Annotated in this window: 22 protein-coding genes; 11 read left to right on the plus strand and 11 right to left on the minus strand. The window is 68.2% G+C overall.

Annotated features, from left to right (window positions below; all coding sequences use genetic code 11):
• Positions 1-138 precede the first annotated feature (138 nt).
• Positions 139-783, minus strand: a complete 645-nt coding sequence (locus tag ACWGCN_RS29430) for a mycothiol-dependent nitroreductase Rv2466c family protein (protein WP_379316054.1) — start codon at positions 781-783, stop codon at positions 139-141.
• Positions 784-933: 150 nt separating this feature from the next.
• Between ACWGCN_RS29430 and ACWGCN_RS29435 the strand changes: the two genes are divergently transcribed.
• From ACWGCN_RS29435 to ACWGCN_RS29455, 5 genes are all read left to right on the plus strand, one after another.
• Entirely contained in the window at positions 934-2,154 is a 1,221-nt protein-coding gene (locus ACWGCN_RS29435; protein ID WP_387445177.1) for an NAD(P)/FAD-dependent oxidoreductase, read from the plus strand.
• Positions 2,155-2,248: 94 nt separating this feature from the next.
• Entirely contained in the window at positions 2,249-2,647 is a 399-nt protein-coding gene (locus ACWGCN_RS29440; RefSeq protein WP_266298409.1) for a YciI family protein, read from the plus strand.
• Positions 2,648-2,656: 9 nt separating this feature from the next.
• On the plus strand, positions 2,657-3,862 hold the full coding sequence (locus tag ACWGCN_RS29445; RefSeq protein ID WP_452459875.1) for an RNA polymerase sigma factor: 1,206 nt from the start codon (positions 2,657-2,659) through the stop codon (positions 3,860-3,862).
• Between the two features lie 106 nt (positions 3,863-3,968).
• Positions 3,969-4,445, plus strand: a complete 477-nt coding sequence (locus ACWGCN_RS29450; RefSeq protein WP_378995607.1) for an NUDIX domain-containing protein — start codon at positions 3,969-3,971, stop codon at positions 4,443-4,445.
• A gap of 20 nt (positions 4,446-4,465) precedes the next feature.
• Positions 4,466-4,897, plus strand: a complete 432-nt coding sequence (locus ACWGCN_RS29455; RefSeq protein ID WP_378995605.1) for a nitroreductase family deazaflavin-dependent oxidoreductase — start codon at positions 4,466-4,468, stop codon at positions 4,895-4,897.
• 40 nt (positions 4,898-4,937) lie between these two features.
• Here the strand turns inward: ACWGCN_RS29455 and ACWGCN_RS29460 are convergent, their stop codons facing one another.
• Positions 4,938-5,885, minus strand: coding sequence for an AraC family transcriptional regulator (locus ACWGCN_RS29460; protein ID WP_452459866.1), 948 nt, complete (start codon positions 5,883-5,885; stop codon positions 4,938-4,940).
• 68 nt (positions 5,886-5,953) lie between these two features.
• Here ACWGCN_RS29460 and ACWGCN_RS29465 point away from each other — a divergent pair, with 68 nt between their 5' ends.
• Entirely contained in the window at positions 5,954-6,748 is a 795-nt protein-coding gene (locus ACWGCN_RS29465) for an NAD(P)H oxidoreductase (protein WP_452459867.1), read from the plus strand.
• A gap of 106 nt (positions 6,749-6,854) precedes the next feature.
• On the opposite strand, the gene ACWGCN_RS29470 is transcribed toward ACWGCN_RS29465, so the two are convergent.
• The gene (locus tag ACWGCN_RS29470) at positions 6,855-7,778 is read right to left on the minus strand and encodes an NAD(P)-dependent oxidoreductase (protein WP_452459868.1); all 924 of its coding nucleotides are present in this window, start codon (positions 7,776-7,778) and stop codon (positions 6,855-6,857) included.
• 21 nt (positions 7,779-7,799) lie between these two features.
• Between ACWGCN_RS29470 and ACWGCN_RS29475 the strand changes: the two genes are divergently transcribed.
• The gene (locus tag ACWGCN_RS29475; protein WP_378995598.1) at positions 7,800-8,156 is read left to right on the plus strand and encodes a winged helix-turn-helix transcriptional regulator; all 357 of its coding nucleotides are present in this window, start codon (positions 7,800-7,802) and stop codon (positions 8,154-8,156) included.
• Positions 8,157-8,240: 84 nt separating this feature from the next.
• Here the strand turns inward: ACWGCN_RS29475 and ACWGCN_RS29480 are convergent, their stop codons facing one another.
• On the minus strand, positions 8,241-9,077 hold the full coding sequence (locus tag ACWGCN_RS29480) for a phosphoribosylaminoimidazolesuccinocarboxamide synthase (protein ID WP_378995596.1): 837 nt from the start codon (positions 9,075-9,077) through the stop codon (positions 8,241-8,243).
• Between the two features lie 255 nt (positions 9,078-9,332).
• On the opposite strand from ACWGCN_RS29480, the gene pepN reads away from it, so the two are divergent.
• From pepN to ACWGCN_RS29495, 3 genes are all read left to right on the plus strand, one after another.
• Positions 9,333-11,924, plus strand: coding sequence for an aminopeptidase N (gene pepN, locus ACWGCN_RS29485; RefSeq protein WP_452459869.1), 2,592 nt, complete (start codon positions 9,333-9,335; stop codon positions 11,922-11,924).
• A gap of 178 nt (positions 11,925-12,102) precedes the next feature.
• Positions 12,103-12,708: a ClpP family protease gene (locus ACWGCN_RS29490; RefSeq protein ID WP_452459870.1), complete on the plus strand. Its 606-nt coding sequence runs from the start codon at positions 12,103-12,105 to the stop codon at positions 12,706-12,708.
• A 132-nt stretch (positions 12,709-12,840) separates the two neighbouring features.
• Complete coding sequence (locus ACWGCN_RS29495) at positions 12,841-13,431, plus strand: ClpP family protease (protein WP_378995589.1); 591 nt, start codon at positions 12,841-12,843, stop codon at positions 13,429-13,431.
• 18 nt (positions 13,432-13,449) lie between these two features.
• On the opposite strand, the gene ACWGCN_RS29500 is transcribed toward ACWGCN_RS29495, so the two are convergent.
• The 3 genes from ACWGCN_RS29500 to ACWGCN_RS29510 form a co-directional block, all read right to left on the minus strand.
• Entirely contained in the window at positions 13,450-14,283 is an 834-nt protein-coding gene (locus ACWGCN_RS29500) for an SDR family oxidoreductase (protein WP_387445186.1), read from the minus strand.
• A gap of 76 nt (positions 14,284-14,359) precedes the next feature.
• On the minus strand, positions 14,360-15,832 hold the full coding sequence (locus ACWGCN_RS29505) for a flavin-containing monooxygenase (protein ID WP_452459871.1): 1,473 nt from the start codon (positions 15,830-15,832) through the stop codon (positions 14,360-14,362).
• Between the two features lie 157 nt (positions 15,833-15,989).
• A complete protein-coding gene (locus tag ACWGCN_RS29510) occupies positions 15,990-16,982 on the minus strand; it encodes a patatin-like phospholipase family protein (protein WP_452459872.1) in 993 nt (330 codons plus the stop codon).
• Positions 16,983-17,042: 60 nt separating this feature from the next.
• On the opposite strand from ACWGCN_RS29510, the gene ACWGCN_RS29515 reads away from it, so the two are divergent.
• A complete protein-coding gene (locus ACWGCN_RS29515) occupies positions 17,043-17,657 on the plus strand; it encodes a TetR/AcrR family transcriptional regulator (protein WP_452459873.1) in 615 nt (204 codons plus the stop codon).
• A 25-nt stretch (positions 17,658-17,682) separates the two neighbouring features.
• Here ACWGCN_RS29515 and ACWGCN_RS29520 read toward each other — a convergent pair whose 3' ends face one another.
• The 4 genes from ACWGCN_RS29520 to ACWGCN_RS29535 all read right to left on the minus strand — a co-directional run bounded on the left by ACWGCN_RS29520 (position 17,683) and on the right by ACWGCN_RS29535 (position 21,650).
• Positions 17,683-18,084, minus strand: a complete 402-nt coding sequence (locus ACWGCN_RS29520) for a helix-turn-helix domain-containing protein (protein WP_379318818.1) — start codon at positions 18,082-18,084, stop codon at positions 17,683-17,685.
• A 178-nt stretch (positions 18,085-18,262) separates the two neighbouring features.
• Positions 18,263-19,441 carry an alpha/beta hydrolase family protein gene (locus tag ACWGCN_RS29525; protein ID WP_378995577.1) on the minus strand — a complete coding sequence of 393 codons (1,179 nt, stop codon included), beginning with the start codon at positions 19,439-19,441 and terminating at the stop codon, positions 18,263-18,265.
• Positions 19,442-19,574: 133 nt separating this feature from the next.
• The gene (locus ACWGCN_RS29530) at positions 19,575-20,441 is read right to left on the minus strand and encodes an alpha/beta fold hydrolase (protein ID WP_452459874.1); all 867 of its coding nucleotides are present in this window, start codon (positions 20,439-20,441) and stop codon (positions 19,575-19,577) included.
• A 63-nt stretch (positions 20,442-20,504) separates the two neighbouring features.
• Positions 20,505-21,650 (minus strand): MFS transporter, encoded by a 1,146-nt coding sequence (locus ACWGCN_RS29535; RefSeq protein ID WP_449969687.1) that lies wholly within the window; start codon positions 21,648-21,650, stop codon positions 20,505-20,507.
• Positions 21,651-21,712: the final 62 nt, after the last annotated feature.

Consider the following 21,712-nt stretch of genomic DNA (forward strand, 5'->3'; position numbering starts at 1 on the left):
CTGGCGGCCGTGGCCGCCCCCCCCGTCATGGCCCCCCCCGCGGGGGGGTTCCCCGCTTATCCCCCGCCCGCCCGGGTGGCCCCCGACGCGTTTTTGTGGGTGGGGGGGGGCCGGGGGCGCCCCCCCCCGACCGCATGCTCAGTCGAAGACCGGGTCCTCGGTGCGGGTGCGCTTGAGCTCGAAGAAGTGCGGGTACGAGGCCAGCGCGACCACGCCGTCCCACACCTTGCCCGCGTCCTCGCCGCGCGGGATGCGCGAGAGCACCGGCCCGAAGAAGGCAGTCCCGTTGATGTGGATGGTCGGCGTGCCGACATCGGGGCCGACCTTGTCCATGCCCGCGTGATGGCTGGCCCGCAACGCCTCGTCGTAGTCGGTACTGGTCGCGGCCTCGGCGAGTTCGGCGGGCAGGTTCAGTTCGGCGAGCGCGTCGGCGACGACCGCGTCGAAGGTCTCCTGCAGCGTCTCGCGCTCGTACTCGGCTTTGCGGTCGTGGATCCGGGTGCCCAGCGCCGTGTAGAGCGGGGACAGGATCTCGTCGCCGTACTTCTGACCAGCGGCGGTGACGACCCGCACCGGGCCCCACGCGGCAGCCATCATGTCGACATACCGCTCCGGCAGGCCCTCTTTGCCCTCGTTGAGCACCGCCAGGCTCATCACGTGGAAGCGCGCTTCGATATCGCGCACCTTCTCGACCTCCAGGATCCACCGCGAGGTGATCCAGCACCACGGGCACAGCGGGTCGAACCAGAAATCGGCGACATCCTTGGTGGCCTGCTCGCTCACGATGGGTTCCTCTCGGGTCAGCTGCGGTGGGCCGGGTCGCCCCACCGATTGGTGCAACCGCATCACCGCCGGAATCGTTCCCGTGGGTGAAAACGCGCACTAAGCTCGGGTTGCGAGGAGTCCGGGTCGTCCGCGAGAAGGGGTCCGTTCATGAGCTCGAATCAGCATTTCGTCGTCATCGGTGGAGGTCTGGGCGGAGCGAAGATCGCCGAAGCCCTGCGCGCCAACGATTTCGACGGCCGCGTCACTCTGCTGGCCGCCGAAGAGGAGCTGCCGTACGAGCGCCCGCCACTGTCGAAACAGCACCTGGCGGGCACCCAGCAACTGCCCGATTTCACCGTCGATCCGGCTGCTTGGTACCGCGATCACCACGTCGACCTGCGACTGGGCACCACCGCGACCGCGTTCGATCCGATCGCCAAGACGGTGACACTGCCCGACGGTTCCACGCTCGACTACGACAAATTGGCTCTCGCCACCGGTTCGCGAGCCCGCACGCTCGACATTCCCGGCGCCGATGCCCCCAACGTCTACACGCTGCGCACGATCGGCGATTCGAACGCGCTGCTCGAGATACTGCGCACCGACCGGCGCCTGGTGATCATCGGGGCCGGGTGGATCGGTCTCGAGGTCGCCGCGCAGGCCCGCGCCAAGGGTGTCGAGGTGACCGTGATCGAGACGGCCGATCTGCCGCTGGTCACGGTGCTCGGCCCGGAGATGGGCGCGTTCTACGCCGATCTGCATCGCGCGCACGGCGTCGACCTGCGCACGAACACCTCCGTCGACGCCATCCTCACCGACGAGGACGAGGCGACCGGCGTGCTGCTCGGCGACGGCACCGTGGTGCCCGCGCAGGCGGTGCTGGTCGCGGTGGGCGCGCAGCCCAATATCGAGGCGGCCACGGCGGCCGGGTTGGCGGTCGACGGCGGCGTGCTGGTGGACGCCGCCCTGCGCACCAGCAACCCCGATGTGGTGGCGGTGGGCGATATCGCCGAGCAGGACCATCCGCTGCTGCACCGGCCGATCCGCATCGAACACTGGGCGACCGCGCTGAATCAGCCCGCGGTCGCCGCGAAGACGATGCTGGGCAAAGCGGCTGTCTACGACCGGCTTCCGTATTTCTTCAGCGATCAGTACGACGTCGGGATGGAGTACTCCGGCTATGTCGGACGCGGCGACGACGTGCGGGTGGTGGTGCGTGGCGATCTCGATGAGCGCGAATTCGTCGCGTTCTGGCTGGACACGCAGAACAGGGTGCGCGCGGGGATGAACGTCAATGTGTGGGATGTGACCGACCGGATCAAGCAGCTGATCGGATCGGCGGAGCCCGTCGACCCCGACCGGCTGGCAGACCCGGGCATCCCGCTGTGATTCACTTCACAGCGATCGTTGTGTCGAAGACTGCTCATCGGCTCCGACCAACGGTCGAACGCGCCGCGAGGGCGCAGCGAGCAGGAGCCGAATCATGAAATTCATGCTGGTCAAGACCTATTCCGAGACCGCCTACTGCGACATCCCGCTGCCGGAGTGGGCACCCGAGGACATCGCCGCCCATATCGACTTCCAGCGGGCGCTGGGCGAACAACTCGCCGCCGCGGGCGAACTCGTCGACGCGCAGGGCCTGGCCGCACCCGATCAGGCGATGATCGTGTGCTCCGACGGTCGCTCGGCGCCGGTCGTCACGGACGGGCCTTTCCCGGAGACCAAGGAGTTCCTGGCCGGTTTCTGGGTGGTCGATGTCGATTCTGTCGAGCGTGCGGTCGAGATCGCCGCGCAGGCCTCCGCGGCGCCGGGCCCCGGTGGCAAGCCGATCGGGGAATACATCGAGGTGCGCCAGATCATGAGCGCGCCCGACGTGGCCTGAGGCGAGACGCTGACTGCGCGCATCGAGGACCTGCTGCGTGAACTCTCGCCGCAGGTCCTCGGCGTATTGGTCCGCCGCTTCGGTGATTTCGACCTCGCCGAGGATTCGGTGCAGGACGCGCTGCTCGCGGCGGCGACCCAGTGGGATCGCGACGGACTTCCGGACAATCCGCGTGGCTGGTTGATCCAGGTCGCGCAGCGGCGGATGGCCGACGCGGTGCGCGCCGAGGTGGCGCGGCGACGCAGGGAGACCACGGTTTTCGTGCGGGATGTGCCCGTCGAGGCGGTCGGTCGCGATGACACCCTCGACATGTACTTCCTGTGCTGCCATCCCGACTTGCCGCCCGCCGGAGCGGTGGCCCTGACGCTGCGGGCGGTCGGCGGCCTGAGTACCGCCGAGATCGCGGCGGCCTTCCTCGTCCCGGAATCGACCATGGGTCAACGTATCTCGCGGGCGAAGAAGCGTCTGGCCGAATCGGATCGGCCGTTCGCCGACGGCGCGCACGACAGCACCCGGGTGAGCGCGGTGCTGCAGGTGCTGTACGTGATCTTCACGGAGGGGCACACCAGCACCGCCGGAACGGGGTTGCGTCGCGGGGACCTGTCGGCGGAAGCGATCCGGCTCACGCGTGCGCTGCGCACGCTGCTCCCGGAAAACGCCGAGGTCACCGGTCTTCTCGCGCTGATGCTGCTTACCGATGCCCGACGCGCCGCCCGCTCCGGTGCGCACGGCGAGCTGATCCCGCTCACCGAGCAGGACCGCTCCCGCTGGGACCGCACCCAGATCACCGAGGGTCTTCGCCTGCTCACCGCGACCATGCCTGCCGGGCTGACGGGTCTCTATCAGATGCAGGCCGCCATCGCGGCTCTGCATGCGCAGGCCCGACGCCCCGAGGACACCGACTGGACGCGAATCCTGCAGCTCTACACCATGATCGAACGTCTGACCCCCAATCCGATGATCACCCTCAACCGCGCGGTCGCCACCGCGATGGTGCACGGTCCGGTAGCGGGGCTGGCGGTAGCCGACAGCGTCGCCGAGCCGCTGGCACGATCGCACCGCCTCGCCGCCGTGCGCGGGCATCTTCACGAAATGGCAGGCGAGCAGGCTGCGGCCGTGCGCGAATACCAGCGGGCGGCCAGACAGACCGCCAGCGTGCCGGAACGCGACTACCTGTTGCTGCGCGCCGCACGTCTGCGAGCGGGCGACGCGTGATATCAGGAGCTGTCGCCCGACCCCGAATTCGGTGGTGTACAGCTCGCTTTCGCGGTCACCCAGGCTGGCGACGTCGCGCGAGCAGGCGCCTGGCAGACTCGCTCCGATGACGGACGTTTTCAGTGCGGGCGTGCTGGTGTATCGCCGCGTCGAGGCCGGAATCGAGGTCCTGCTCGGGCACATGGGCGGGCCGCTGTGGGCGAAGAAGGACGCCTCGGCGTGGTCGATTCCCAAGGGCGAGTACCTGTCCGAGGAAGAGTCCGCGCGCGACGCCGCCGGGCGGGAGTTCACCGAGGAACTCGGGCTGCCGGTACCCGAGGGCGAGTGGATCGACCTCGGTGAGGTGAGTTATCGCAGCGGGGCCAGACGCAAGTACCTCACCGTGTGGGCGGTCGAGGGCGATCTCGACCCGGCCGATGTCGTGCCTGGCACATTCGAGATGCAGTGGCCGCCACGGTCGGGCAAGGTCGCGGAATTCCCCGAGATCGACCGGGCGGACTGGTTCGACCCCGCCACGGCGCGGGAAAAGCTCGGCAAAGGCCAGCGCCCCTTCCTCGACCGCCTCACCGATCAGCTGCACTGAGATCGGGGTAGATTTCAGCTATGCCCAGCGACCTGCAGCTGAAGATCATGAACAGAGTCCACCGCACCCTGCTCACGGTGACCGGCGGACGCCTCGGCAACTCGTTCTTCGGGATGCCGTCCCTGCAACTCACCACGATCGGCCGCAAATCCGGCGAGCCGCGCAAGGTCATGCTGACCGCGCCGATCATCGACGGCGACACGATCGTCATCGTCGCCTCCCGCGGCGGCGACCCCACCCATCCCTCCTGGTTCGTGAACCTGCGCGACAACCCGAACGTCGAGGTGTCACTGCGCAACGGCCCCGTGCGCCCGATGACAGCCCATGTCGCCACCCCCGACGAACGCGCGGCACTGTGGCCTCGGGTCACCGAGGCCTACAAGGGCTACGCCGACTATCAGACGAAAACCACGCGCGAGATCCCCTTGGTCCTGCTCACACCGAGGAACTGACCCACCTGCCAGCGGGTGGGCATCGAACACGATGCCCGCCCTACACCAGCGCGGCCCGGAACTCGGTGGGACTCGTTCCGCGGAGTCGTTTGAAGGCCGCGCTGAAGCCGAAGGCGTCGGAATAGCCGACCGTGGTGGCCACCTGGGCGACGCTGCGCGCGGGGTCGGCGAGCAGCTCTTCGGCTTCGGCCATGCGCCATTCGGTGAGGTAGGCCAGTGGCGGTTCGCCCATCACCTCGGTGAAGCGCCGAGCGAACAGGGCGCGCGAGACCGCCGCCTCGGTGGCCAGGCTCGCCACGGTCCAGCGGTGGAACGGCCGGTCGTGGATGGCGGTGAGCGCCGGGCCGACGATCGGGTCGGCCATCCCCCGGTACCAGGCGGGCGCGCAATGCTGCTGTTCGGCCAGCCAGGAGCGCAGCGTGCAGACCAGCGCCCAGTCCAGCAGCCGGTCCATCAGCGCCTGCGAGCCCGCGCTGAACCGGACCGCGTCGGCGGCGGATTGTTCCAGCCACAAACACATTTCCGGGTCTTCGTGGACCACCATCACCTGCGGTAGCGCTCGCAACAGCCGTTCGTGGCGTCGCCCCGATGCCCGATAGGCGCCGACGAGCAGCGAAGTCTCGCCGGGCGCACCGGTTGTCGCCGGCGTGACGATCAATTCCGATGTCGCACAACTGATGTCGGTGGGACCGAAGCCGTCCGGCACGAAACAGGACAGCTCGTAGCGCTCGTGTGGACGGCCGAGCGCGGCGGGCGTGTCTGCCAGATGGAAGGGCTCACCCGCTTGCACGAGCGCGGTGTCACCGGCGATCAGAGTCGTGCGTGATCCGTCAGCGAGCACCAGGGTGCCGCCGCCATGCAGCACCGTCACCATGATCAAGGGCGCACGGTCGGCGAAACGAATCGTCCACGGTGGTCGCAGTACCGCATGGGCCACGACCGATCCTTCGGCACGAATGCCGCTCAGCAACGAACTCAACGGGTCCACTCCACCAGCGTAGACGAATTCCTATCGACTGGAGATGATCGCCCATAGATCGTCCACGCGATCCACGGTTGACTGAAGCGACCGGGCCGACCAGCCCGCACCCGATCGAACAGGAGCTCACCGTGACCCAGTCCGCCGCCACCACGACTGCCACCGCCGACCTGACCACCACCGGATCGAGCACCACCGATCCCTCGGCACCGGGTCCCACCGCGCTCGTGGTCCTGGGCCATCACCGCTCCGACTCGCTGTCCGCCCATGTCGCCGACCGCGCCGTCGGCCGCCTCACCGCCGCCGGGTACACGGTCGATTTCCTCGATCTGCAGACCGAGAACTTCGACCCGCGGATGACCGTCGCCGACCAGCCCGAGTGGGGCAACCGCGACAAGATCTACTCCCCCACCGCCGAGGCGCACATGCGGCGCATGCTGGCCGCCGACATCGTGGTCGTGGTGTTCCCGGTCTACTGGCAGAGTGTGCCCGCCCTGCTCAAAGGCTGGATCGACGCCGTATGGAACTACGGTTTCGCCTACGGCCGCAGCAAGCCGCGGCTGGCAGGCAAGCGCATCCTGTGGCTCGGATTGGCCGGAGCGACAGCCGATGACGCGATCATCCCCGGCATGCAGCAGCTACTGGAAGCCCAGCTCAACGAGGGCCTGGCCTACTACAGCGGTTTCGCCGACTCGCGGGTCGGCCTGCTTCCCGATGCCGAGGAGCAGCCCCAAAGTCTCGACGCCGAAGGCAATCTCGTGATCGGTGAGGCGATCAGCGGGGACGCGCGGACCACCCACTACGCCGCCTTCGACGCGAAAGCCGAGGGCTTCGTCGACGCATTGCTCGGCGCGAGTCGCGTCGCCGCCTGACAACGACCGTTCGGCCGACCGCCCCACCGCGCCGGTCGGCCGAACACCAGGCCGCGCGCGCTGATCCCGTCGCCACCACCGGCTCTCGGTGGCGGCGCGAATCGGCTCAGAGCCCGGTGAGCGTACGGCGCAGCACACCGAAAAGGTCTGTGGACGTGCCTGATTCGACCGCCGCCTTGTCGATCAGTTCGATGGCGGCGGCGGTGAACTCGTCGCTCTGGATCTGCACGTAGTCGGCGGGGGTGTCGATGCCGACGGCCTGCGCGGTCAGCGAGGTCGATATCGCCTGCAGGAACGGGACCATCAGCGCGGCCAGGTGCGCCGCGGTGCCGCCGGTGGTGCGGACCATCGTGCCGCCCTGGCGGAACGCGGCGAACATGGCATACATCCCGCCGAGGATCGACAGGTCGTACATGGCGGCGGCACCGAGATCCGCGCCGACGAATTCGGCCCTGCCGAACAGTTCCAGCACCGACCGGTGACGATCGAATGCCGCGGTCGCCCCGCTGTAGATCACGAGCGAAGCCGCGCCGCCGATCATTTCGGGCGATGCCATGATGCCGCCGTCGATCAGTTCGACCTCGTTGGCCACGGCCCACCTGCCCAGCGCACGCGCCTGCTCGGGCGTCGTGGTGGTCAGGTTGACCACCGTGCGGCCCCGCACCAGCGCTGCGGCGGGCTCGATGTGCTCGCGCACGGCAGCGTCGTCGAGAACACACAGGATGACCAGATCGGCCGCCGCCATCGCCTCGGCCGCGGTCGCGGCCACCCGCGCGCCCTGGGCCACCAGCGCTTCGGCCCGCGCCGCGGTGCGGTTCCACACCACCACCTGATGACCGCCCGCCAACAGCGCCTCGGCCAGCGCGGTGCCCATGGCACCGAGGCCGATCACCGAAACACGCTGTGCTGCCGTTGAATTCGTCATAGCTGCCTTTGCGTCGAAGTTCTTGCTGCCGGTTCGGCAACGCACTTCTAGATTTGCCTGCTGCGCTACAATCGACAAGTACCGACTATGAAGTGCAATACCCACCAAAAGGTAAGTAAGGACATCATGCAGCAGCGAGTGCGTCCGTATTCCTGCGAACTCGACGCCGCGCTCGACGTCGTCGGCGGTAAGTGGAAAGCGCTGATCCTGTGGGCCCTGTCGACCGGTACCCAGCGCTTCGGCGACCTGAAACGCCTGATTCCCGGCGTGACCGAGAAAATGCTGATCCAGCAACTGCGCGAGCTCGAACACGACGGGATCATCCATCGCGAGGTCTACGCGCAGGTTCCCCCGAAGGTCGAGTACTCACTCACCGAGCGCGGGGTGTCGCTCAACGCGGCCCTTGCCGCACTCGGCGCCTGGGGCAGGGAGAACATGAACCACATCTGCGCGGTCAAAGGCGTCGACGCACCCGTGCACTGACGCGCCACAGGACCACGCCGGGCCCGCACCGTGTTCGATAGGCGAACGATGGTGGCGCCGGTGCGTCGACCGGCGCCGCTCGCATCACGCCTGGATTCCGGCCCACTTCTGGCCGGTGATGCGCTCGTAGGCCTCTTCGTACTTGCGGCGAGTGCCTTCGACGACATCGGCGGGGATCTCGGGGCCCGGGTATTCCTTGTTCCAGCCGGTGGAGGTCGACCAGTCGCGCACGAACTGCTTGTCGAAGGAGCGCTGGGCTCGACCCGGCTCCCACTCGTCGGCGGGCCAGAAGCGCGAGGAGTCCGAGGTCAGTACCTCGTCACCGAGGGTGAGAACGTCACCGTCCCACCCGAATTCGACCTTCGTATCGGCCACGATCACGCCGGCCTTCGCCGCGTGCTCGGCCCCGCGCGAGTAGATCTCGAGGGTCAGATCGCGCAGCTTCTCGGCCACCTCACGGCCCTCCTGGTTCACCACATCGGCGAAACTGATCGCCTCGTCGTGGCCCTCGGACGCCTTCGTCGACGGCGTGAAGATCGGCTCCGGCAGCTTGTCGCCGTCACGCAACCCCGCGGGCAGCGCGATCCCCGACACGGTCCCCGACCGCTGGTACTCCTTGAGGCCGGACCCGGTCAGATATCCCCGCGCGATGCACTCGACAGCCAGCATCTTCAACGGCTTCACCCGGATCCCACGTCCGGCGAACTCCGCGGGCACGTCGGTCGCCGAGACCACGTGATTCGGGATTCCGGTGAAGTACTCGAACCACCAGTTCGACAGCTGCGTCAGCAGCGCGCCCTTGTCGGGAATCGGCGTCGGCAGCACCACGTCGTAGACCGAGACCCGGTCCGACGCGACGAGCAGCAGGGTATCGCCGTCCTCGTAGAGGTCACGAACTTTCCCGGCGTGCACATGCTTCAACGTCGAGCCTCCGAATCATGGGTCGTCTACATACTGAGTATGTACGAACTGTACAGACGGCCCCGAGGGCCGAATCACGCCTGGTCACCGCGACGCGGAGTCGGTCGCTCTCCTCGTGATCCGCGCCACGGCCGGAGGGTGGCCGCACGACCGTCACGCCGGCGTGGGCGCGAAACTCGTGAGCGGGGGCCGACGGCAAGTGGCATTGTGGACGCCGAACTACCGTGCCGTGTTCGTCGACGACGAAGGAGATCAATGTCCGCCCCGAATCTCACCCGCGACCAGGCGGTCGAACGCGCGGCCGTAGTGGCCGTGCAGAACTACCGGATCGAACTCGACCTCACCGATCAGCCGCGCGGAGCGGGGTCCGAGGTGTCCGACACCTTCGGGTCGAAGACCACTGTCAGCTTCACCGCCACCCCCGGTGCCGACACCTACATCGATCTGGTCGCGCCGCGCGTGCGGTCGGCGGTGCTCAACGGCGTCGCGCTCGATGTGAGCTCCTACGACGAGTCGACCGGGATCGCGTTGCCGGGGCTGGCCGAGAACAACGAGCTGGTGGTCGAGGCCGACTGCGAGTACTCGCACACCGGTGAGGGTCTGCACCGCTTCGTGGATCCGACCGACGACAACGTGTACCTGTACTCGCAGTTCGAGACCGCCGATGCCAAGCGGATGTTCGCCTGCTTCGATCAGCCCGATCTCAAGGCCACCTTCGACATCGTCGCCACCGCGCCCGAGGACTGGGCCGTGATCTCCAACGGCGCCGATATCGAGCAGCACGAGCTCGGCGCGGTCGTGCGCCACATCTTCGCCACCACCCCGCGGATGAGCACCTACTTGGTCGCCATGATCGCGGGTCCGTACGCGAAGTGGTCCGACACCTTCACCGACGCGAGTGGCCAGATCCCGCTGGGCCTGTACTGCCGTGCGTCGCTGGCCGACCACATGGACGCCGAACGGCTGTTCACCGAGACCAAACAGGGTTTCGAGTTCTACCACAACAACTTCGGCGTGCCGTACGCCTTCGGCAAGTACGACCAGCTGTTCGTGCCGGAGTTCAACGCGGGCGCGATGGAGAACGCCGGCGCTGTCACCTTCCTCGAGGACTATGTGTTCCGGTCCAAGGTGACCCGCGCGTCCTATGAGCGTCGCGCCGAGACCGTGCTGCACGAGATGGCGCACATGTGGTTCGGCGACCTGGTCACCATGAAGTGGTGGGACGACCTGTGGCTGAACGAGTCGTTCGCGACCTTCGCCTCGGTACTGTGCCAGGCCGAGGCCACCGAATACACCAGCGCCTGGACCACTTTCGCGAATGTGGAGAAGTCCTGGGCCTACCGCCAGGACCAGCTGCCCTCGACCCACCCGATCGCCGCCGACATCCCCGACCTGCACGCGGTGGAGGTCAACTTCGACGGAATCACCTACGCCAAGGGCGCTTCGGTGCTCAAGCAGCTCGTCGCCTACGTAGGACTCCAGCCGTTCCTGGCGGGCCTGCGCGACTACTTCGCCGAACACGCCTACGGCAACGCCACTTTCGACGATCTGCTCGCGGCGCTGGAGAAGGCCTCGGGTCGTGACCTGTCGGACTGGGGTGCGCAGTGGCTCAAGACCACCGGCCTCAACATCCTTCGCCCCGATTTCGTCGTCGCGGCGGACGGCACGTTCTCGAGCTTCGCGGTTGTGCAGGAAGGTGCCGCGCCCGGTGCGGGCGAGTACCGCGTGCACCGCATCGCGATCGGTGTCTACGACGATGTCGACGGCAAGCTGGTGCGTACCGACCGGGTCGAACTCGACCTCGACGCCACCGGGCGCACCGAGGTGCCCGAGCTGGTCGGCGTGCCGCGCGGTGCGCTGGTTCTGGTCAACGACGACGACCTCACCTACTGCTCGCTGCGTCTGGACGCCGATTCGCTCGACGTGGTCGTGCAGCGCGTCGGTGACATCGCCGACTCGCTGCCGCGCACGCTGGCCTGGTCGGCCGCCTGGGAGATGACCCGCCAGGCCGAGATGAAGGCCCGCGATTTCGTGGCGCTCGTGCAGCGCGGGATCGGCTCCGAGTCCGAGATCGGGGTGGTGCAGCGACTGCTCATGCAGGCCAACACCGCCATCTCGAGCTACGCCGATCCGGCGTGGGCAGAGCAGGAAGGCTGGGCGGCATACGCCGACCGGCTGCTCGAGCTGGCCCGCGCCGCCGAGTCGGGTTCGGACCATCAGCTCGCCTTCGTCAACGCACTGACCGGGGCGAAGCTGGAATCGCGCCACGTCGAGGTGCTGGCGCGGCTCCTCGACGCCGACCCGGCGGCGGCCGGTCTGCCCGGTCTCACCGTCGACACCGACCTGCGCTGGCGCATCATCACCGCGCTGGCCGCCGCGGGCCGGATCGACGCCGACGGTCCGGCCTCGCCGACCATCGACGCCGAACTGCAAGGCGACCCGACCGCGGCAGGTAAACGCCAGGCCGCCACCGCGGCCACCGCACGCCCGATCCCCGAGGTCAAGGCGCAGGCGTGGGACACGGTGATGGGCGACGACTCGGTACCCAACATCACCGCCCGCGCCATCGTCGGCGGGTTCGCCCCGGCCGGTCAGGGTGCGGTGCTCGCACCGTATGTGGACAAGTACTTCGCCGAGATCCCCGCCGTCTGGGACCGCCGCTCGAGCGAGGTCGCCCAGACCGTCGTGATCGGGCTGTACCCGCACTGGGCGATCAGCGAGGAAGCCGTCACCAAGGCCGACGAGTTCCTGGCAGGCGACCACCCACCCGCCCTGTACCGCCTGGTCTCCGAGGGCCGAGCGGGCATCGAACGCTCCTTGCGCGCACGGGAATTCGACGCCAAGTAGTTCGACCGAAGGGCCCGGTGCCGCGATTTCGCCACACCGGGCCCTTTTCCCTGTCCGGAGCCCGCCCGAGGCCCGCGCCTGCGCTGGAGCTTCGGGCGTCCGACCTCGCTGCTGTGAGCGGATCTGCTGGGGGCAGCAATGGCGGCGCGCGGGGGTGTGCGCGAGGCACCGTGGACCCATGACACACGACGACAAGACCCCGATGTTCAGCTGGCGAGCCCGCGAACAACTGTTCGGCCGCCGAATCCTCGTCCTCGACGGCCCCCTCGACGACGACAACGGCACCCTGCTCATCACCCAACTACTCACCCTCGGCGCCCAGAGCCCCGAGGCCGGGATCTCGCTGTGGATCCACTCCCCCGGCGGCTCGGTGCCGTCGATGCTGGCGATTCGCGACGTGATGCGCCTCGTTCCGTGCGAGGTGTCCACCCTGGCGCTCGGATTGGCCTGCAGCGCAGGTCAATTCCTGCTCTCATCCGGTGCACCGGGAAAGCGGTACGCCCTGCCGCACGCCCGCGTCCTCATGCACCAGGGCTCGGCGGGCATCGGCGGTAGCGCGGTGGAGGTGGAGGTGCAGGCCGATGACCTGCGCTACACCGTCGACACGGTGCTGGGCCTCATCGCCGGCGACACCGGCCAGCCGTTCGACCGCGTCTACGAGGACTCGCTGCACGACCGCTGGTTCACCGCACCCCAGGCCCTCGAGTACGGGTTCATCGACCACATCGTCGAATCCTTCGATCAGGTCGTCCCGAACCGCCACCGCATCGGAATCACCGCATGAAACTATTTCCCGCGCCGACAGCCGCCATTGACTGCGCACGCACACGGGTAACAGCACAACCGCCTGCCGCCGACACGATCCACGAGGCAGACGAATCAGGCAGAAATACGCGGAGAGGCGGGCAGTGATCTCATGACCTACACGATTCCCAATGTGGTGTCGCAGCATCGCGGCGGCGGTGAGCGGATCACCGACATCTACTCGCACCTGCTCAGCGAGCGCATCGTCTACCTCGGCACCCCCATCGACTCCGGCGTCGCCAACGCGCTCATCGCCCAGCTGCTGCACCTCGAATCCGACAGTCCCGGCCAGGCGATCAGCCTCTACATCAACTGCGAAGGCGGCGACCTGTCCGCCATGCTCGCCGTGTACGACACCATGCGATTCATCAAGGCGCCGGTGCACACCACCTGTGTCGGCCAGGCGATCGCCGTCGGAGCCGTCCTGCTCGCCGGTGGCGCGGCCGGTCATCGCGCGATGCTCCCGCACACCCGAATCGTGTTGCACCAACCGGCGACTCGCGGCCAGGGCACCATCCCCGACCTGATCCTGCAAGCCGACGAGATCGTCCGGATGCGCGCGGCGATCGAGGCGATCCTGTCCAAGCACACGGGCCAGACCCCGGAAACCCTGCGCCGCGATACCGACCGCGACCGGGTGTTCACGGCCGAGACCGCGCTCGAGTACGGACTGGTCGATCAGGTCCTGCACGAGCGGGAGTGATCCCGGTCTACCCGCCGCTCACTGCTTTTCGATGCGGTCCAGGTAGACCCGCCGCACACTGTCGTCGACGCCGTTGATCGCGGCGTCGTCGTGCGCCACCTTGCGCAAGGCCCGCAATACCGGCTCCGGCACCAAACCGGACGCGTTCGCCATCAGTCCGACATAGCCGGGCACCGCGGTCTCGGCTGCCCGAGTCCTGACGGAACGGACAACAGCGGCGGCGATGTCCTCGGGATCGACGGCGGGCAGGATGCCGTAGTCGATGCCGGAACTGAGTTCGGTACGCACCGCCGACGGCAGGACCGCGCTCACGCTGACACCGGTGCCATCCATTTCCAGCCTGGTAGCGGCGGTCAGGCCGACCACCGCGTACTTGCTGGCGTTGTACACGGCCAGGCCCTTGAGCGGGAACTTGCCCGCCAGCGAGGCCACGTTCACGACGTGACCGTAGCCGCGCTCGACCATCGCGGGCAGGGCCAGCCGCATGCCGTGGATGACGCCGAAGACGTTGACGTCCATCGTGAGCTGGTCAATCCGGTCGGACTGCTCCAGGAACGGGCCGTTCGGCATCACGCCGGCATTGTTCACCAGCACGTCGAGCGGGCCACGCCACCGGGTGGTCGCCTCGAGAAACGCCGCGTAGGAAGCCTTGTCGGTGACGTCGAGCACGTGGCCCATCGCGTGGTCGCCGAGTTCGGTGGCGGCCTGCACGGCCATGGCTTCGTCGAGGTCACCGAGCGCGACGTAGGCGCCCGCCTCGACGAACGCCCGGGCGGTGGCCAGCCCGATGCCGCGCGCGGCGCCGGTGATCGCGATCGTCGCGCCCGCGAGATCGATCCGTGGGTAGCTCATTGTGTGGCCTCTCGTCTGGTGGTCGATGTGTGTGTCGCGCAGCCGGTGGCGCTCGACGGGCGTGCGATGGAAGCGCTCACGCGGACACGGTCACGTCGGTGATGGTGAAGTCCGCGGGGTCGAACGCACTGACCCGGGTGGTGAGCTCCCCGGTGGACCAGGGCCAGCTGAAACTGTTGCGGCCGTTGGCATCCATGTAATAGCTGTGGCAACCACCCGCGTTGTAGACGGTGCTCGCCAGCGCGGTTTGTACTTGGTCGACGTAGCGCGCCTGTACCTCGGGACGCACGTCCAGCGCCGCCCAGCCTTCGCGGCGGGCCCGCTCGATCGCCGAGACGAGGAAGGCGACCTGGGCTTCGAGGATGGCGAACGCCGACGAGTGGCCGGTGCCGAGGCTGGGGCCGAGCACGGTGAAAGCGTTGGGGAAACCGGTGGTGACGGTGCCGAGGTAGGCCTCGGGTGAGCCCTTCCAATGCTCGGCCAGCGTACGGCCGTCGGCGCCGCGCACGATGTCGGCCAGCGGGGTGTCGAGGATGTGGAAGCCGGTGCCGAGGATGACGGCGTCGACCTCGGCGGTGGTGCCGTCGGCGCCGACCACGGTGTTGCCACGGAATTCGGCGACCCCGGTGGCGTGCACGTCGACATTGCTCTTGGTCAGCGACTGGAGATAGCTGTTGGAGAACAGGATTCGCTTGCAGCCGAGCAGGTAGTCCGGCCGCAGCTTCGCCCGCAGCGCCGGATCACGCACCACGGCACGCAGATACGCCGAACCCACGGCCTGCACGGTCTGCATCAGCGGCCGTGGATGCCGGAACGCCACCCCGAGTCCTTCCATCAGCGCGTACTCGGTCGAGCGCAAGGCCTTGTGCGCGAACGGGAATCGGCGCATCACCTTCTTCTCGAAGCCGGGCACGCGGTGATCGAGTTTCGGCAGCACCCATTGCGCGGTGCGCTGGAACAGGTGCAGTTCGGCGACCTCGGGCTGGATCGCGGGCACGAACTGCACCGCGGACGCACCGGACCCGACCACCGCGACCCGCTTGCCACGCAGGTCGTAGTCGTGGTTCCAGCGCGCGGAATGGAAGACCTCGCCGGGGAATTCGGCCAGACCCGGAATCTCGGGCAGGCGTGGTTCGTTCCACGGACCCGCGGCCGACACGACGAAGCGCGCGCTCAGCGGGCCCTCGCTGGTTTCCAGCCGCCACAGCTGCGCCGTCTCGTCGAACCGCGAACCGACCACTTCCACCCCGAAGCGGGTGTGTTCGGCCAGCCCGTGCTCGCGCGCCACCCGGTCGACGTAGTCGAGGATCTCGGGCTGGGTCGCGAACAGCCGCGACCACTCGCTGTTCGGCGCGAAGGAGAACGAGTACAGGCCGGACGGCACATCACAGGCACAGCCGGGATAGGTGTTGGCCCGCCACGTGCCGCCGAAGGTTGCGGCCTTCTCGACGATCACCACATCCTCGATCCCGGCCTCGATCAACTTGATCGCCGCGCAGATGCCGGAAACTCCCGCTCCGATCACAACAACTTCGTGCTGGCGGTTCATACGACTTCTCCTTCGAACGAAACGAGTGGTGCGCCGATCCCGACGCGCGAGCTGACGAAATCCGAGACCGGCGACCCGACAGCGAAGCAGCGCGCATCCGCCGGTGACCGAGTTGATCCACGAGATCGGGTGCGGCGGCGCCGCTGAGCCGGGCGGATCATGCGGGCCGGTTCGCGAGCGTGGAAGCGCGCAGGGCGTCGGCGACCCGGGTGGCGGCGCTGCGACGGGCGGCGGCGATGGTGGCCGGGCGCCGCGCCGAATCCATGAAGTTCGGGCCCATGGCGGCGAGTTCCTCGGGACCCGGTTCGACGCGGATCACGCGGGTGCCCGCGGCGCGCAGCAGCGCGACTTCGCGATCGAGTCCGCGGGTCATCTGCGTACGGAGCAGGCGTTCGACCCGGTTCAGGCCGGTGGCCGGTGCGCCGCCCTCGGATGTCATCGGCGCGATGATCACCAGCTCATCGAGGTCGAGTGGCACAAGGAGATCGGCCGACACCGACGACACCGAACCGCCGTCGACGTAGTTCTTGCCCCCGATTCGCACGGGCGGGAACCAACCGGGAATGGCCCAGGACGCGGCGATCGCATCACCCAGATCGACCGCCTGCGCACCGGCGTCGACCGATCTGCCTGCCGTCGCGATGCGAGTGTCACCCGCTCCGAAGGCAACTCGCGCACCCGTTGCCGCGTCGGCGCCGACTATCCAGGTCGCGGGGTGGCGCACCCAGCCGCTCGGGTCGGCCAGCGCCTGACCGAAGGAACGCAACCAGTCGGCGTCGCCGCCGCCGCGCGGCAGGAGTCCGGCCAGCGCGGTGTAGGGCGAATTGGCACGCAGACCGGCGCCGACCAGGCCGAGGCCGGGGAATCCGAGCCTTGGGCGCGGCGGGAATTTGCCGGGGTCGACGGCGACATGACCGGCCAGGATCGGGTCGGCACCGGGAGCGGCGTCGAGTGCGGCGAGCAGGTCGGCGGGGGTACGCCCGGAGCCGAGGGTCGCCACGAGTTCCGCGCCCGCTGAGGTGCCGATCAGGACATCGGCGGTACGGGTGTCCCAGTTCAGCGCGCGTTCGACGGCGTCGAGGGCTACGGCGGTCCAGGCGAAGCCGAGCAGGCCACCACAGCCGATCGCTACGCCACGTCGTGTAGTCATATTTCGAATACTAACGGTATTTGAATTCCAGCGGTAGTCCATTTTGCTAAACTCCTGCACATGGCCAGGATGACGCGCAAGGAGTCGCACGCCCACACGCGTGAACGACTGGTCGAGACCGCCAAACGGCTGTTCATGGCCGACGGCTACAACGTGACCCCCTTGGAGAAGGTGGCCACCGAGGCCGGGTTCTCCAAGGGCGCGGTGTACTCCAACTTCGCGACCAAGCACGAATTGGGCCTGGCCGTGCTCGACGTCGTCCACGTGGAGCGCGCCCAGTCGCTCGTGGACGCGATGCTGGCGCACGACACCTTGTCGGAGCGGATCGAAGGATTCGCGCGATGGGCCGACGAGAACATCGGCGATGTCGGCTGGACCGCGCTGGAAGTCGAGTTCGCGACGAGCACCCGGCACATGCCCGAGATCCGCACCGAACTCGCCGAGCGCCGACGCACCCTGACGGCAATGCTCGCCTCGGTGATCCAGACGCAGACCGATCAACTCGGCCTAGAACTCCCACTTTCCGCCGAAGATGCGGCGCTGCAACTACTCTCGCTCGGAATCGGCCTCGGCGTACAGCGCGCGATCGACCCCGAACTCCCCGTCAGCGCGATCGTCGACCTACTCCGCAGCCAGATCGCCGCCGGCCGCACGAGCGCGGCAGTGGACGGCTGACCACCACGGCCTGGTGACGGCCTGATCAGGCGGCGAGCAGGACAGCGTTCGGGGCCGGCGCGAGAGGAGCGGAGCTCGAGGGAGCGATCTGGCGTTGCCCGCCCAGCACGACCGCGCGTGTCGGCACGAGGGCGTGCCTGCGCATGGATTCGGCTACCTGCGCGACGAGATCGCCCAGCGAAGTACCGAGGGCGCCGGCCAGGGCGGCGATCATCTCGCTCGATGGCTCCTTGCGCCCGCGCTCGACCTCGGAGAGATATTGCGGCGAGATACCCGCCCGGCCCGCGGTATCGACGAGGGTGGAGCGCTGTTCCAGGCGCAGCGCGCGCAGCCGTTCACCCAGCGCCTCACGCCAGAGTGGTTCCGGCCGCGACTGCTGTTCGCCGCGTCCGCCTGGAATCACCCGCAACCCGCTGTGCTCGCCCATACTCCGAGCGTAGGGATCCCCGGACCGAAACACCCGGCTCTTCTGCTCTGGGCGTAACCACGATCAAGGGGCCCGCCCTGATCTGGACTGAGCGGAGGGTGCGACGAAGGAGTACCCGGAGGGAGGGAAGATCAGGGGCCCGAAGGGCCCCGCTCGAGCGCGCCAGCGCTCCAAGAGTTCAGCGGGTGATGCCGAAGCGGGTGTCTGCCCAGCCGAGCGCGTCGGCGAAGGACGCGGAGACGATCTCGCTGTGGTCGACGTCGTCGTACTTGCGGTAGTCGACCGACTCGCCTCGCCCCTGCTGTTCGGCGACCATCGCGTCCGTCGCCTGCAGCGGGACGGTGAGGTCGGAACGGCCTTGGAGGACGAGAACGGGGACGGTGAATCGCAGGCCGCTCGGGTCGTTGTCGTCGAGGACTCGCAGCAGCCCGGAGACATCGCCGTCGGCGGTGAACACGTCCTTCGCCGACAGGCCGCCCCACTTGCTCTTGTCGCGCAGCCCGCCGGTGCATTCGGAGTCGGCGACCGGCAGCAGCGACTGCGCCCGGCCGGTGAGGAATCGGGCGGGGTCCACATCGGTCACCGTCTGGGCGCCGCGAACCAGCAGCGGCAGGTACACCGACACCTCGCCCGTACCCAGCTTGCCCAGCGGATTCGACGCCGCCCACTTCGCCATCCGCACCTGTTCGCCCAGGTGCGAGGCGGGCGCCAGCGCGATGGCGCCGAGCAGCGGCGTGTTCGGCGTCCATCCCGCGGCGTCGACGGCGGCGAACAGGGCCGCGTGGCCACCTTGCGAATGCCCCATCGCCACCCAGCGCGAACCGACCGTCTTGTCGATTTCCCTTGCCGCCGTGGCGATATCGGCCATCGCGCGTTGTTCGGTCTCGCCGATCATGTACCCGTGACCGCCCGGTGTCCCCAAACCCTGGTAGTCGGTCCTGGCCACCGCGTACCCCTTGGCCACCCAGCGAGCCTGTTCGTCCCTGCTCGGGGAGGAGCCTTCGGATCGCGAGGCCGCGCAGACGTCGGCGACCCCGGTGCTACCCGGCCCCCAGGAGATGAGCGGCCAACCACCCGCGGGCGCCACGCCTTCGGGCACCGCGAGTGTTCCCGATACCGCGACGGGTTTTTCCTGTGCGTCCAGTGACCGGTACAGCGTCAGGAAGTTGCGAGCACCCGGCACCGCCTGCGCACCGGTGAGCGGCTGCGCGCGGATCACCGAACCACGCTGTCCCGGAATCGATTCCGCGCTGGGGTTGTAGAACGCGGAAAGCGGTGCGGCCGCGGCGAATTCGGCGGGCCTGCTGTCCTGGGCGCAGGCCGGCGCGGACAGCGCCAGGCAACCCGCTGCGATCACCCGAGCAATACGTGCGTGCAAGTTTCCCCCGATACGCCGACGGCCCATGACGTGGCCGATAAACCGCCGACCAGGTTACTCGATGCCGTCCGGACGGCCGGGCGCCCCACGACCCCCAGCCGTCCACCCGTACTCAGCCCAGCACCCGGCCGAGGAAGTCGCGGATCAGCGCGGCGATCTCGGGTCCGTGCGTCTCCAGCGCGAAATGGCCCGCGTCGAGCAGGTGCAGTTCGGCGTCGGGCAGGTCACGCAGATAGGCGCGGGCACCGTCGGCACCGAAGATCTCGTCGTGGGCACCCCAGGCGATGAGCGTCGGCGGCCGATGCTCGGCGAAATACTGCTGGAAGGCCGGGTAACCGTCGAGGTTGTTCTTGTAATCGAAGAACAGCTGCAGCTGGATCTCCTTGTTGCCGGGACGGTCGAGGTAGGCCTGATCGAGGGTCCACGCATCCGGGCTGACCAGTGCGAGCCGGTCGGCCGGAACGCCGTGCGTGTACTGCCATTTCGTCGCGTCGAGCTCGAGCAGCTTGCGCACTTCGGGCTCATGGGTCGCGCGGTCGTTCGCATGCGCGAACAACACGTCCCAGAACGGAGTGAAGCCGTCGAGGTAGGCGTTGCCGCTTTGGGTGATGATCGCGGTGACCCGCTCCGGATTGCGCGAGGCGATGCGCAGGCCGATGGGGGCGCCGTAGTCCTGGATGTAGAGCGCGAAACGGTCGATGCCGAGGGTGTCGAGCAGTTCCAGGGTGATCTCGGTGAGCGTGTCGAAGCTGTAGTCGAATTCGTCGACCGCCGGCATCGCCGACTGGCCGAAGCCGAGGTGATCGGGTGCGATCACGTGGTAGTCGTCGGCCAGTGCGGGAATCAGGTTGCGAAACATGGCCGAGCTGGACGGGAAGCCGTGCAGCAGAAGCAGAGTCGGCTTGCCCGAGTCGCCGGTTTCACGGTAGAAGACCGACCGGCCCTGGATCTCGACGGTGTGGTGGCTTATCTGGTTCATCGTGGATCTCTTTCTGTGTTGGTGATACTCGCGCCGAGCCCGGGAAGCTCGGCCGGGCGGGATTCAGACGGTGACCGGTACGCGACGGCGAACCGGGGAGATCAGGCCGACCGCAACGACGGTGAATACCAGGCCGAGGGCGAAGTAGCCGCGATAGCTGTCGGTGAGGGCGTGCACGACGGTGGCCACGCCGAGCCCGGTGGCGGCGGCGAGTTGGTGGATCACCCACGCGGGCGCCAGCGTGCGGCCCATCCGCGCGGGGTCGAGACCACGCGACAGGATGGCCATGGTCAGCGGGATGACGGGGAACGAGGCGATACCGAACAGCACCGCGACCACGACCAGCACCGCGGGCCCCGGCACGAGCACCGCGGGCAGCAAGGCGGCTAGGCGCACCGAATACAGCACCCGCAGTAGTGATTCCGGTGGGTAGTGCCGCAGCAGCCGCACCATCGCGGCCGAGGTCAGCCCGGCCGCCAGCGCGGCCAGCGCCACGAGTCTGCCCGCACCGGCCACCGACCAGCCCTGCTCCACCGCGTGTTTCGGCAGCATCAACACGACCACGTACAGGGTCGCCGCGTGGAAACCGAAGGACACCAGCACTTTCCATCGGTCCGCCAGCGATTCGCGGGCGCCTGCGCTGGTCGTCGCCCGCTGATCGGCGGGCAGCAGCAGCCACAGCACGGCGGTCGAAGCCAGACCGATCGCGCCGAGCAACGCGAAGGTGCCGCGCACACCGATCGGATCGAACAGCGCGGTCGCCGCCCACGGCGTGATCAGCTGGCCGAGGTTGATGCCGATCGCGGCGCGTGCCATGGCCGGTCCTACCTGCGGACCGTGTGCCCGCCCGAGCAGGGTGGTCACGGTGAGGGTCGACGACGACGCGAACCCCAATCCGCCGAGCACCATGTAGGCCGCGACGAACTGCCAGGTCTCGGTCACCGTGGCCAGCACCAGATAGCTGCTAGAGATCAGCGTGAGCCCGCCGATCAGCACGAGCTTGGGCCCGAGGAGATCGAGCAGCCTGCCGATACCCTGCTGCGCCAGGCCGGTGACCGTGGTCCCCAGCGCGGCGGCCACGGCCAGCGCCGTCGCCGACACCCCGTACGACGCGGCCGTCGGCGCGAAGAACACACCCATCGTGAAGTTGAGCCCGAACGAGACGGTCATCGCCGTCAGCCCCACCCAGGCAAGATGCTCACGTCGCATGCCCATCAGTTCCTAACTGCCTATTGCCATTTGAATGGTTACAACAGGCGGATGTCCGGCCC

The sequence above is a fragment of the Nocardia sp. NPDC055050 genome (assembly GCF_053608345.1).